This window comes from Enterobacter sp. BIGb0383 (genome assembly GCF_003751845.1).
Taxonomy (GTDB): domain Bacteria; phylum Pseudomonadota; class Gammaproteobacteria; order Enterobacterales; family Enterobacteriaceae; genus BIGb0383.
Window position 1 is genome coordinate 1,156,366 of the sequence record NZ_RJKQ01000001.1, and the last position, 12,409, is coordinate 1,168,774.

The 12,409-nt window shown below is 54.1% G+C and carries 9 protein-coding genes and 1 tRNA gene; 5 read left to right on the top strand and 5 right to left on the bottom strand.

Annotation, left to right across the window (positions count from 1 at the left end):
- Positions 1-4 precede the first annotated feature (4 nt).
- A tRNA-Asn gene (locus tag EDF81_RS05575) sits at positions 5-80 on the top strand.
- Positions 81-216: 136 nt separating this feature from the next.
- The gene (locus tag EDF81_RS05580; protein ID WP_123347016.1) at positions 217-747 is read left to right on the top strand and encodes a glyoxalase superfamily protein; all 531 of its coding nucleotides are present in this window, start codon (positions 217-219) and stop codon (positions 745-747) included.
- A 166-nt stretch (positions 748-913) separates the two neighbouring features.
- On the opposite strand, the gene EDF81_RS05585 is transcribed toward EDF81_RS05580, so the two are convergent.
- The gene (locus tag EDF81_RS05585; RefSeq protein WP_123347017.1) at positions 914-1,855 is read right to left on the bottom strand and encodes an Abi family protein; all 942 of its coding nucleotides are present in this window, start codon (positions 1,853-1,855) and stop codon (positions 914-916) included.
- 603 nt (positions 1,856-2,458) lie between these two features.
- Positions 2,459-3,484 (bottom strand): LLM class flavin-dependent oxidoreductase, encoded by a 1,026-nt coding sequence (locus EDF81_RS05595; RefSeq protein WP_123347019.1) that lies wholly within the window; start codon positions 3,482-3,484, stop codon positions 2,459-2,461.
- Positions 3,485-3,824: 340 nt separating this feature from the next.
- On the opposite strand from EDF81_RS05595, the gene EDF81_RS05600 reads away from it, so the two are divergent.
- The gene (locus EDF81_RS05600; RefSeq protein ID WP_123347021.1) at positions 3,825-5,870 is read left to right on the top strand and encodes a TonB-dependent receptor; all 2,046 of its coding nucleotides are present in this window, start codon (positions 3,825-3,827) and stop codon (positions 5,868-5,870) included.
- Between the two features lie 23 nt (positions 5,871-5,893).
- On the top strand, positions 5,894-7,117 hold the full coding sequence (locus tag EDF81_RS05605; RefSeq protein WP_404851448.1) for a YncE family protein: 1,224 nt from the start codon (positions 5,894-5,896) through the stop codon (positions 7,115-7,117).
- 3 nt (positions 7,118-7,120) lie between these two features.
- Here the strand turns inward: EDF81_RS05605 and ldtA are convergent, their stop codons facing one another.
- The gene (gene ldtA, locus EDF81_RS05610; RefSeq protein ID WP_123347023.1) at positions 7,121-8,062 is read right to left on the bottom strand and encodes a L,D-transpeptidase; all 942 of its coding nucleotides are present in this window, start codon (positions 8,060-8,062) and stop codon (positions 7,121-7,123) included.
- A 158-nt stretch (positions 8,063-8,220) separates the two neighbouring features.
- Entirely contained in the window at positions 8,221-10,323 is a 2,103-nt protein-coding gene (fusA, locus tag EDF81_RS05615) for an elongation factor G (RefSeq protein ID WP_123347025.1), read from the bottom strand.
- Between the two features lie 231 nt (positions 10,324-10,554).
- Here fusA and EDF81_RS05620 point away from each other — a divergent pair, with 231 nt between their 5' ends.
- A complete protein-coding gene (locus EDF81_RS05620) occupies positions 10,555-10,857 on the top strand; it encodes a helix-turn-helix transcriptional regulator (RefSeq protein ID WP_123347027.1) in 303 nt (100 codons plus the stop codon).
- A gap of 71 nt (positions 10,858-10,928) precedes the next feature.
- Here EDF81_RS05620 and EDF81_RS05625 read toward each other — a convergent pair whose 3' ends face one another.
- A complete protein-coding gene (locus EDF81_RS05625; RefSeq protein ID WP_123347029.1) occupies positions 10,929-12,395 on the bottom strand; it encodes a sigma-54-dependent Fis family transcriptional regulator in 1,467 nt (488 codons plus the stop codon).
- Between the last annotated feature and the right edge of the window lie 14 nt (positions 12,396-12,409).

Here is a 12,409-nt window from a genome sequence, read left to right on the forward strand (position 1 = left end):
CGATTCCTCTGTAGTTCAGTCGGTAGAACGGCGGACTGTTAATCCGTATGTCACTGGTTCGAGTCCAGTCAGAGGAGCCATATTTAGAGAAGCCCGCCCAGGGAAACCTGAGGCGGGCTTTTTGTTATCTGACATACCGGTATGGCGTAGTTTGCATCTTTTGACGGTCGGGGATTGATAATGCGAGCACCAAAATGCCCGACGACAGGAGAAAAGATGTTTTCAATCGAACAGGCAAAACTAATGGCGTCAAAATTGCGGACTTCACTGGAGTCATGCGACGTCACCCTTTCCCACTCTTCCGCGCTGGAAATCGTATCTCAACAGTTGGGATTTAAGGACTGGAATACCGCATCGGCAAAGCTAACTCCGCAGCCCGCAGATTCTGTTGTTTCATTTGAAAAAAGTATCCCTATTCTGCGCATGTTTAACGAGCGGAAGGCGCGTGAGTTCTATCTGGATTTTCTCGGATTCACGGTTGAATTCGAACATCGCTTTGAAGCCGATCTGCCTCTTTATATGGGTATCGACCGCAACGGTTTACAGATACATCTCTCTGAGCATCATGGCGATGCCAGCCCGGGCGCCACAGTTTTCGTCCCCATACGTAATATTGAATTATTCAGGGATGAATTAAACCACAAGAATTATGGATACGGTCGCCCGGAGATAGTACAGCAGGACTGGGGAAAACTTCTGGAAGTTTATGATCCCTCTGGCAACAGAATTCGCTTCTGTCAAAGCTGAGCCACAGAAAGTGTACTGACAACAACGTCGTATTTTAATGTCCGCGAGCGCCAGGTTTTCAGTACTGCCGCTCTGCGAATAAATTTATTCCCCTTATCGTGTTTATTTTTATGTCTATGTGGTTTTTCCCGGGGCAAAACAAGTAACTAAAACCAGAACTATTTAATTAGCGAACGCAGTGTATCGAATAGAGTCTGTTGCCGTATTCAAAAGTTTGTGAAAGATTCAGTGACCTTGCTGTTGAGACAACATTACGTAAACTACGCTTCTGTTTTCTCGTCAATATCCGCGGCGAATGAGCAAAGGTATATATCGCCAGTTCCTGCACAGAACAGATTCGAAGCGTATGGGAAAACAGGCCAGTAATGGCCATAATCTTCTCAACATTCGGATCAATTGCATTAATGACTTGCTCAATGCGTTTGATCTTCACTCTAATGGTATCAATCGCCGTCACGGCATCTTTCACGTTCGCCGCCTTGACCCATATCGGTTCATGGTGAAACAGTCGATTGCGATACTTCCTGAGTTCTATGAGCCGTTCCTGTAAGAGCCTACGGGCATCCGCATTTTTAGATGAAAAAGTGGCGTAGTTCCTGAAACAGCGACCGAACGAGGTGGGCCACAGGTAATGCTGGTGCCTACCATTGTTTCGCCCGCCAGGTGCTGCGAATTCGTTTTTAAGAATGAAATGCCATGCACTGAAGTCAGTAGCCGCAATGATCTGATCGTGCGACCAGACCGGAGGATGTCCTGGTACCCCCCCTGACAGACGTTGATCCTGCTCCCAGCTTCTGTTCAGGTTGTCGATGGCCTGCGTTATTTTACCGTAAAAGTTTGTTTTCTGAATGCGAGTCTTACAGGCCAGGACAGGGTTATCCCACCACTTTTTACCGAATCGACGCGTGGCTTCGCGGTCAATGCTATTTCGTAGAGTGACCTCAAGGTTCTGAAGAAGCGGATAAATAGAACTTGCAGCATGCTGCGCCCAGATGTATACCCCGTAAATTTCGTAGTCTTGCACAGGACGAAAGGTTGTGATGAAACTGCTCAGCCTCGGAGAGGTAATAAATGGTAGCACCGCTGCATAATTGGCGTTTTGTGGCATGATATCCTTTTCCTGGCAGGTCCTTCCGTTGACACATATTTTACCCGGGTGTAGATTACGTCCTGCAAGCCTGCATAACCTTCTTCCCCTTAACTGGTTCTAGTCGTTATGCACCACAGGCAAAGCGTTTTTTGAAGGCCCACCTCTGGTGGGCCTTCCTCGTTCTAACCTGCATACTCCCTCCATCAGGTCAATTTTGCAGGAGGCCAACCCTAGCCTCCGATGATTCAGGCTTCCGAAAACGATACGCCCATAACCCACTGATGAATAGCGACTTTCCTGGAATCAGGATCTCATATCTCAATGAAAATTAAGCGTTGAATTTACACCGGCGTTTCTGAAAAAAAAGGACCAACCATGAGCACCTCAGCCGCCGACAATATCCTTCCCTTTGTCAGCGCCACGCAGAGGCCTTTGCGCGCAAGCGTTCGCAGGCACTGTTTGAAAGAAGCTGGCTGGACAAGTTTATCGCAGCCGTTGGTGGAAAGGGGCATATTCTGGATATTGGCTGCGGTAACGGCCAGCCGATTGCTGACTATTTTATCGCTCAGGGCTTCCCGCTTACCGGCATCGATGGCGGAGCCGCTGCCCCGCCTTTGTCGATTAGTCGCGCCAGCCCATGGCCGGAGCCACGTGTTTCAGAATGGCTTCGATCACGTGCACGTTATAGTCCACGCCCAGCTGGTTGGGTACCGTCAGCAGTAAGGTGTCCGCTTCGGCAATCGCCTCATCCTGTTTCAGCTGGTCGACAAGTTTATCCGGCTCCGCCGCATAGCTGCGCCCAAAGATGGCGCGGGTTTTCTCATCGAGGAAGCCCACCTTGTCACCGTCATCCCGGCTGCCGCCAAAGTACGCCCGGTCCCGGTCATCCATCAGCGCAAAGATACTGCGGCTGACGGAGACGCGCGGCGTGCGGGTATGCCCCGCTTCGGCCCAGGCCTCAAGATAGGCGCGGATCTGCTGTGCCTGCTGGATATGGAACGGCTCGCCGGTCTCATCATCTTTCAGCGTCGAGCTTTGCAGATTCATCCCAAGCTTCGCCGCCCATACCGCCGTGGCGTTAGAGCCTGCGCCCCACCAGATACGCTCCCGTAAACCTTCAGAGAACGGCTCAAGACGTAACATGCCCGGCGGGTTGGGGAACATCGGCTGCGGGTTGGGTTTGGCAAAACCTTCCCCACGCAGCACGTCCAGCAGGACTTCCGTATGATGACGAGCCATATCGGATTCATTTTCCCCTTCCGCCGGCTGATAGCCAAAATAGCGCCAGCCATCGATCACCTGCTCCGGCGATCCGCGGCTGATACCGAGCTGCAGGCGTCCACCGGCAATTAAGTCTGCCGCTCCGGCGTTCTCTGCCATATAGAGCGGGTTTTCATAGCGCATATCAATCACGCCGGTCCCGATCTCAATGGATTGCGTTTTGGCCCCAATCGCCGCCAGAAGCGGGAACGGTGAGCCAAGCTGGCGGGCAAAGTGGTGAACCCTGAAGTAAGCTCCGTCCGCCCCCAGTTCTTCAGCGGCAACGGCCAGATCGATGGATTGCAGCAGCGCGTCAGCGGCCGAGCGGGTGCCGGACTGCGGCGAAGGCGTCCAGTGGCCAAATGATAAGAAACCGATCTTTTTCATAATGTGGGTACCCTTAGCGTCAGGAAAATCATTCGTTCTACTTTACCGATTACGGGGAGCGAATAAATAGCCTTTGATTCACCTAAAGGTTCAAATTTACTGATGGATTCAGCAAACACAATCTCCTTATCTTTCCTCAGGATAACTACAAATTATGGCGGTTTGTTTGTGATAATGAAAATCGTTATCATCGGTAACAAGATTTTACATTTGTCATAAAAACGCCACAAAAACTCCATCAAGAGAGCCGCAAGACAGGTAGTACGAGCAACACCAATGCCTGCCTTTAGCGATAAGCACTGTCATTCCCTTTTTTCTATGGACACAGGAGAGATGCCTTATGGGCACCCGTACTCGCGCTCGCCGCAAAAAACCCTTCCGCCTGTCGCCTCTCGCGATCGGCATCTGTAGCCTCCTTCCCCTCGGTGCGGCTGCCGCCGATACGGAAACGAAAGATCAGGAAACCATGATTGTCACCGGGGAAAAAACCAACCGCTCCCTGCTCGACACAGGCTCCAGCGTGGAGGTTTTCGACAACCGTCGTATCGACAGCCTGCCCGGCACGGCCACCGTATCCGATTTGATGCGGATGACCACCAACACCGTCGATGTCGGGGTCGGTAACGACCTGCCCACCGTGCGCGGCGTGGACGGCTCCGGCCCCAGCACCGGCGCAGGTGCCTTCCTGAGCGGAACACGACCGCGTCTCGGTCTCTCTCTGGACGGTCGATCCCTGACCTATAACGAGCAGGCCTACAGTTCAGGTTCGCTGTGGGATATGGAGCGGGTTGAAGTTTTCCGCGGACCGCAGAGCTATATCCAGGGCCGTAACGCCATCGCGGGCGCTATCGTGATGACCACCAAAGATCCGATTTTTGACTGGGAAACAGCCGTTAAGGGTGGGATGGGTAATCAGCACTCCTCCCAGATGGCGGCAATGGTCAACGCCCCGCTGATTGAAGATCAGCTGGCCTTCCGCGCCAGCGTCGATCGCCAGCGCCGCCGCAGCGATATCGATTTACCCTCCTACGAACCGGTGGGCGATCCCCGGGAAGTGCAGACTACCAGCGCCCGCGCCAAGTTGCTCTTTAACCCGGCGGGCCTGCGCGATGTCACCACCAAACTGACCTTTAACCACTCCGACAGCGGCGCGCCGCAGAACGAAAGCCTTAACCCGATACCGCATCCGACCAACGCCCGCTACGAGTCCCGTCGCCCGGTGTTTAAAAGCAACGTCAATAGCGGGATCTGGGATATCGCCTGGGAAGCCAGCGAGGGGCTGAAGCTGGAAAACCGCCTGATTTATACCGGGTTCCAGATTAACCGCTACACGGCCCCGGGCCTCCCCTCTGCGCATATTGACGGTCAGGAAGTCCACGTTGAACCAGTGGTTCATTTCGGTTCCGGGGACAGCACGCTACGCGGCTTTGCCGGTTTACGCTATTTCGACGCCACCCAGGACGAGTTCGTGTCCATATTTGGCGGCTCAAACTTTACGGATGATACCCGGACCAGCGCGGCCTACGGCGAGTTGACGTATGCGCTGACGCCGCAGGTTGACGTCACGGCATCTACCCGTCTTGAGCGGGAACATCGCAAACGCAGCGGCGGCAGCCAGACCGTACGTATCGATCTGGACGAAACCTATAACGTCTTTTTACCGAAGCTGGACGTAACCTGGAAACCGGAACCCAACCAGACCTGGGGCGCACGTATCGGCCGCGGGTATAACGCCGGTGGCGCAGGTATTACCCTCAGCACGCCGATTACCAGCTACACCTATGATCCGGAATATGTCTGGAACTATGAGTTGTATACCCGCCATGCCCTTAACGATGGCAATGTGGTGTTAAAGGGGAACCTCTTCTACAACGACTACAAAGATATGCAGCTTCCCTACTATCTCGCCGCTAACTCCACGGTTATTCGCAACGCCGATAAAGTGGAAACCTGGGGCGCGGAGATGGGTGCAACCTGGACCCCACGCTGGGACCTGGAGCTGTCCGGTAACGTCGGTCTGCTGAAAACCCGCATCTCTGACTTCGCCAACAGCGGCGTAGAAGGCCACGAACTGGCCCGCGCCCCGGCATATACCGCCAACGTCGGTGCGGCCTGGCAGGTTGCCAGCGGCTGGGAACTGAGTGGCAACGTTGCCTTCTCGGACTCCTACTACTCGGCCTACGACAACGACTCACGCGGTCGCGTCGGCTCTTACTGGTCCGCCAACGCCCAGCTTGCCTACACCTTTATGTACGGCAAGGCCACGCTGTTTGCACAGAACCTGTTTGACTCCGACCGCAAGGTCATGATCGGCGGCAACGACGTCTATACCGCAACGCAGCAGCGTTCCCGCCTGATCGGTGCCTCGCTGGAGTTACGCTTCTAATGACAGACTTAACCGGAGAGAACATGATGTCAGCCTCCCCTTCCCGCCTGCTCAGCGGCATGCTGCTCGGCGCCTGCGTGATAACCTCGTCCCTGGCGCGGGCGCAGGACACCGCCATCAATGCGGAACATATTCAGCGTGCGGCCGTGGCACCCACCGTGGTTGAACTGGCCCTGAGCGCAAAACAGAATGCGCTCTTTGTCAGTTCCCCGGACTGGAAAGATGAGAAGAAATCGACGGTGTTGCGCCTCGATCCAAAGACCCTGGACGTTAAGGCCACTATCCCGATGGCGGTCAAAGGCTTCGGCGTGGCGCTGGATGATACCGGTAATCGCCTCTGGCTGACCGAGGGCTTTAACGGCTCGGTCGGCGTGGTCGATACGGCGGCTAATCGCAGCCTGCCGTCCATCAAACTGCAGGATGAAGTGAATATCGAAGCCGCCTGGCGCAAATCGGGTATGGGCCGAGAGCAGCTCGACTTTATGCTGGCAGAGCTGAAGCGCTTTAAAATTAGCGAAGGTCATCTGTATAAAATTCGCGAAGCCCGCTATGACGCGAAAACGGGCCGGCTGTTCCTGCCGGGACTGGGCTACGGTGTGGATAGCGTGCTGTTTGTGGTGGATACCCGTACCGGCAAGCTGGAAAAAACCCTCCCCGGGTTCGGCTTCTATGCGGTCGGTATTGCGATCGATGAGAAAGGTCGCCGGGTGTTTGTGTCCAATATGCAGGGCCAGCTAATAACCGTGAATGCCGATACCCTGGCGTTGACCCACACCGCGGAAACCCAGGCCGACCAACTCCTTAACCTGGTCTACGATGCGAAACATGACCGGGTGCTCGGCGTCGATCAGGGCATCGACCGGGATAAATACCGCAACCTGCACCTGAAAGAGAAATATACGCGCCGCAGCAGCGGGCACCGCCTCTTCGCTCTGAATGCGCAGGACGGGAAAGTGCTGGCCAGCGTGGAAACTGACGATGTGCCGATCTCTCTGCTGCTGGATGAGCAGGCCCGTCGGGTTTACGTCACTAACCGTGGCGGCGTGAGGGTCGCCAAAGGCGAAGGCACAGTCTCCGTCTTTGATGCCGAAACGCTGCGTCTGCTGCAAACGGTGCCGCTGCCGCCGCATCCCAATAGCCTCGCACTGGATACGGAAAACCAGGCGCTGTTCGTCACCGTGAAGAACGACGGCGATGCGACAAAAGCCAATACGCCGGAGAGCGTGGTGCGTATTGATCTGAAGTAAAACCTACAGAAGCCCGCCCTGCGGGCTTCTGCTTCCCCCTATATTCACCGGCATCCCCGACCGCCGCTCCAGCGCATCGCTGGCCCGGTGAAGATCCACACCCTCACCTTTCAGCAGGGTCTGCAGCACCGGCATTGACGGCAGCGGCACTTTTTTATCCGATTCAAATTCCGTGCGGTTACGCGAGAGAGGTTCGTGAACTTCGACCCAGCGGCTGCCGTCCGGTTCGGTGGTCACCTTCACCGGCCGGTCAACAATCTGTACCCGGGTGCCAACCGGCACGGTATCAAACAGATATTTAATATCCGCATGACGCAGGCGAATACAGCCCTGGCTGACGCGCAGCCCGATACCGAAGTTAGAGTTGGTGCCATGAATGGCATAGAGCCTGCCGATATAAATGGCATACAACCCCATCGGGTTATCCGGCCCGGCGGGCACAAAGGCAGGCAGCGTTTTGCCTTCTTTAGCATATTCGCGACGCGTATTGGGCGTTGGTGTCCAGGTTGGCCCCGCCTGTTTACGTTCAACGGCGGTAACCCAGTTGCGCGGCGTTTCGCGCCCGGCCTGCCCGATACCAATAGGCAGAATTTCGACGCTGTTACCGTCTTTCGGATAGTAGTAGAGGCGCATTTCCGCCACGTTGATGACAATCCCTTCCCGCACCGTGTCCGGCAGAATGATCTGCTGCGGCACCACCAGCGTTGAACCGGGTTTCGGCAGAAAAGGATCCGCCTCCGGGTTCGCTTCCAGCATATTGCTTAAGCCCTGCCCGTACTGGGCCGCAAAGGCTTCCAGCGGCAAAATATTATCGTGCGGGACGACGATCGCCTGCGGGTTTCCCACCAGCCGACTGCCTTCAGGCGGCAACGGATAGCTGACCGCCAGCGCACTGCGGGCGGAGAGCAGGACTATCAGGCAGCAAAAAAGCGTGGCTCGGCGCATTCGTTCCCTTCCTCGGGCATGGCATTTGTCCGCTAATCATAGTCTGTTTTTGCACTTTCTCCCTGTTAACAGAACCTTATCGCCGTCAGAGTGAGAAGCCATCGTGCGAGCGGCCCAACAAAAAGGCGGATAAGTCACCTTATCCGCCTGTCTGACACTCAGGCTTTTGCCCGGCTGGCAACGATCGCATCGGCTACATTGCGCGGCGCTTCAGCATAGTGATGGAACTCCATGCTGTAGGTCGCCCGGCCCTGAGACATGGAGCGCAGCGTGGTAGCATAGCCAAACATCTCTGCCAGCGGTACGTCAGCGCGGATAATCTGGCTGCCAAACCGCTCTTCCATGCCCTGCACCATCCCGCGACGGGACGAGAGATCGCCCATAATATTCCCGGCGTAGGCTTCTGGCGTTTCCACTTCCACCTGCATCACCGGCTCGAGGATAGCCGGATCCGCACGCTTTGCCCCCTCTTTAAAACCAAAGATTGCCGCCATGCGGAAGGCCATCTCCGAGGAGTCAACGTCATGGTATGAACCAAAGGTCAGGGTCGCCTTGACGTCCACCACCGGATAACCCGCCAGCACACCGCTATTCATGGCTTCACGCAGGCCTTTTTCCACCGACGGAATATACTCGCGCGGCACCACGCCGCCTTTGGTCGCGTCTTCAAACACAAAGCCGCTCCCTGCCGCCAGCGGTTCCAGGCTCAGCACCACATGGCCGTACTGGCCTTTACCGCCGGACTGGCGCACAAACTTCCCTTCCACGTCGGCCACTTTTTTACGCAGCGTCTCGCGGTAGGTCACCTGAGGACGGCCGATGTTCGCCTCCACGCCAAACTCGCGCTTCATACGATCAACGATAATCTCCAGATGCAGCTCGCCCATGCCGGAAATAATGGTCTGGCCGGACTCCTCGTCCGTATGCAGACGGAACGAAGGATCTTCCGACGCCAGCCGCTGCAGTGCGATACCCATTTTCTCCTGGTCGGCCTTGGTTTTCGGCTCAATAGCCAGCGAAATCACCGGATCCGGAAACTCCATCCGCTCAAGGGTAATTACCGCATCAGGATCGCTCAGCGTATCCCCGGTGGTTACATCCTTCAGCCCGACGCAGGCGGCAATATCCCCGGCGCGCAGCTCGTCCACTTCGTGGCGGTCGTTAGCATGCATCTGCACGATACGGCCAATACGCTCTTTCTTGCCTTTTACCGGGTTATAGACCGCATCACCTTTTCTCAGCACGCCGGAATAAACGCGGATAAAAGTGAGTTGGCCCACATACGGGTCGGTCATCAGCTTGAAAGCCAGAGCAGAGAACGGCTCGTCATCGCTGGCGTGACGCTCGGCGGGCTGGCCTTTCTCATCGGTGCCCTGAATCGCCGGAATATCCAGCGGTGAAGGCATCAGTTCGATCACCGCATCGAGCATGCGCTGCACGCCTTTATTTTTAAAGGCGCTGCCGCACAGCATCGGCTGGATTTCCCCGGCAATAGTACGAATACGCAGCCCGGAAATAATCTCCGCTTCATCGAGATCGCCCGTTTCCAGGTATTTGTCCATCAGCGCGTCGCTGGCTTCCGCCGCCGCCGAGACCATTTTTTCCCGCCACTGCTGCGCAATGTCGAGTAAGTCATTCGGGATCGGCGCGTAGCTGAAGGTCATCCCCTGGGTGGCATCGTCCCACAAAATAGCGCGCATTTTGATGAGGTCCACCACGCCGGAAAAGTGCTCTTCCGCGCCAATCGGGATAACGATGGGCACAGGGTTCGCTTTCAGGCGGTCAACCATCATCTGCACCACGCGGAAGAAGTCCGCGCCGGGGCGGTCCATCTTATTGACGAAGGCCAGCCGGGGCACATGATATTTGTTGGCCTGCCGCCAGACGGTTTCCGACTGGGGCTGCACGCCGCCGACGGAGTCATAGACCATTACCGCGCCGTCCAGCACGCGCATGGAGCGCTCCACCTCAATGGTGAAGTCCACGTGGCCGGGGGTGTCGATAATATTAATCCGGTGCGGCTCAAAGCTCTGGTCCATACCAGGCCAGAAGCAGCTGACCGCCGCCGAGGTAATGGTGATCCCGCGCTCCTGCTCCTGCGCCATCCAGTCCGTCGTTGCCGCGCCATCGTGAACTTCACCCAGTTTATGGCTCATGCCGGTATAAAACAGGATACGTTCAGTCGTGGTGGTCTTACCGGCATCGATATGCGCGGAGATACCGATGTTGCGATAGCGTTCGAGGGGGATGGGTCGGGGCATGATGCGTCCTTAGTCATTTTGACTGTGTTTACGCGGTCGGAATTGACCGCCATTTGTTTACGGGATTTATCATAGTCCAATTGTACGAGTATATACGAACTATTTTTTGCTATCATAACGATTGGCTAAGCCACGCTGGATGTCGTGGCATCGAAAAGTGGCTTTGGGTATATTACCGCCCAACCGCCGATACGGGCTGCCCGGAGCAGCAACCGCCGACACAGGAATATTATGATTGCGAACCACCCCGAAACTGAGCAGATCCGCCTTGAGAACGTCCTTTTTGCCCTCGGCAACCCGCTGCGTCTGGAGATAATCCGGCTGCTGGCCGAGGGTCAGGAGTTAAGCTGTAACGCCCTGCGCCCGCAGGACGTGGCGAAATCCACCATGACCCACCACTGGCGCGTCCTGCGCGACAGTGGCGTTATCTGGCAACGGCCGCAGGGTCGGGAGAATATTATTTCACTGCGCCGGGAAGATCTGGATATCCGTTTTCCGGGGCTGCTGGATACGCTGCTGCGGGTAATGAATTAGCCTCATCATCGCATTGCCCCTCTTCTGACGCTTAAGAGGGGTTTTAAGCGAATTATTGACTCCTCCTGACGCTACGCTTTCTCGATTAATTCCAGCTGGATGTTGTATTTTTTTAATTTGTACTGCAGCGAACCCCGGGATATCTTGAGAACGCGTGAGGCATCTGAGATGTTACCAAAGTTATTACATAACGTCTGGACTATCCAGGCGCGCTCGTAACGCTGAATACGTTCATTTATTCCTTCTCCATCAAGATACTGGTCTTCTTGATTTTTGAAAGTATTTTTGACTCTTTCTATATAAATGTCTTCACTGTTAGTTGATAGATTGTAATCGACTTCAACTTCATCATTAAACACGAGCTTGGTTAATATATTACTGTTTTCATGCATGATCAGGCTGCGGATAATGACGTTCTCGAGCATTCTGACATTGCCCGTCCATGAGAATGTCAACAGCTGCTCTTTAACCTCATCTGACAGATGGTTAACGGCCTGACTGGTAAGTGACTTATGCTTTTTTAAAAAATAGTTCGCCAGGAATAAGATATCCTTTTTACGATTGCGCAGTGGAGGGATAACAATCATGCCCACTTCAAGACGATAATAGAGATCGGCCCTGAGCTGATTCTGCCTTATTTTCTCGAAGGGGGATTCATTCATGGCGGCGATAATGCGTACATCGGACATTTCTTCTTTGTTACCACCGAGTTTCCAGAAGGTCTTCTCCTGCAAAAAACGCAATAGCTTACTCTGGATTTCATACGGCATAGAGTTTATTTCATCAAGGAATAACGTTCCGCCATTTGCCATTTCAAGAAAACCACGATAGTCCTTTGCTCCGGTAAATGAGCCTTTTAAAGAGCCAAAAAACGTCCCTTCAAATAGCGTATTAGGTATGGCGGCACAGTTCAGCGCGATAAATGGTTTGTTTTTGCGCTGGCTTTTGTTATGAATAAAGCGAGCAATAAGTTCCTTACCCGTGCCGCTCTCCCCGACGATGATGATAGGAATATCCTGTGCTGCCAGACGTTCTGATTTGTTCAAAACCTCTTCAATCTGCGGCGAGGCATAGATGATTTTATATTTGTCTTCTTCACTGTTCTTATAGAGCTTTTCATGCATCATCACTATCTGATTGTAGAGATGATGGGTATTGGAGAGGTCGTTCCCCCTCTCAATAACACCAATAATTTCTTTATTCTTGTTAAACAATGGCACGGTAGTATGCAGATAATTGACCAGTTTCCCTCTGGCGGTGTAATAAATCATGTGGCGATCGATGTATTCAATACCTTCACGTAAGACTTTTAACGTTCCGTTGTCTCTTTCTTTAATGTTGGGGAAAGAGTCCAGCATGTGTTTCCCTAATACATCCTCGCGGCGACATCCGTCCAGCTCAGCATTTTCTTTATTGTAATAAATATGTTTCCCGTTGTTATCAAGAATGGCAATTGGAATGTGAGTGACATCAAAAAAATGTTTAAACACGCTAAGCGCTGCGGCTAATTCAGGATCGATATCTGCTGTATCTCCCATTAACATCTCCTCTA

Coding starts and splice junctions, on each gene's coding strand:
- EDF81_RS05620 (WP_123347027.1), top strand. CDS start 10,555: ATGATTGCGAACCACCCCGAAACTGAGCAGATCCGCCTTGAGAACGTC.
- EDF81_RS05580 (WP_123347016.1), top strand. CDS start 217: ATGTTTTCAATCGAACAGGCAAAACTAATGGCGTCAAAATTGCGGACT.
- EDF81_RS05595 (WP_123347019.1), bottom strand. CDS start 3,484: ATGAAAAAGATCGGTTTCTTATCATTTGGCCACTGGACGCCTTCGCCG.
- EDF81_RS05585 (WP_123347017.1), bottom strand. CDS start 1,855: ATGCCACAAAACGCCAATTATGCAGCGGTGCTACCATTTATTACCTCT.
- ldtA (WP_123347023.1), bottom strand. CDS start 8,062: ATGCGCCGAGCCACGCTTTTTTGCTGCCTGATAGTCCTGCTCTCCGCC.
- fusA (WP_123347025.1), bottom strand. CDS start 10,323: ATGCCCCGACCCATCCCCCTCGAACGCTATCGCAACATCGGTATCTCC.
- EDF81_RS05605 (WP_404851448.1), top strand. CDS start 5,894: ATGATGTCAGCCTCCCCTTCCCGCCTGCTCAGCGGCATGCTGCTCGGC.
- EDF81_RS05625 (WP_123347029.1), bottom strand. CDS start 12,395: ATGGGAGATACAGCAGATATCGATCCTGAATTAGCCGCAGCGCTTAGC.
- EDF81_RS05600 (WP_123347021.1), top strand. CDS start 3,825: ATGGGCACCCGTACTCGCGCTCGCCGCAAAAAACCCTTCCGCCTGTCG.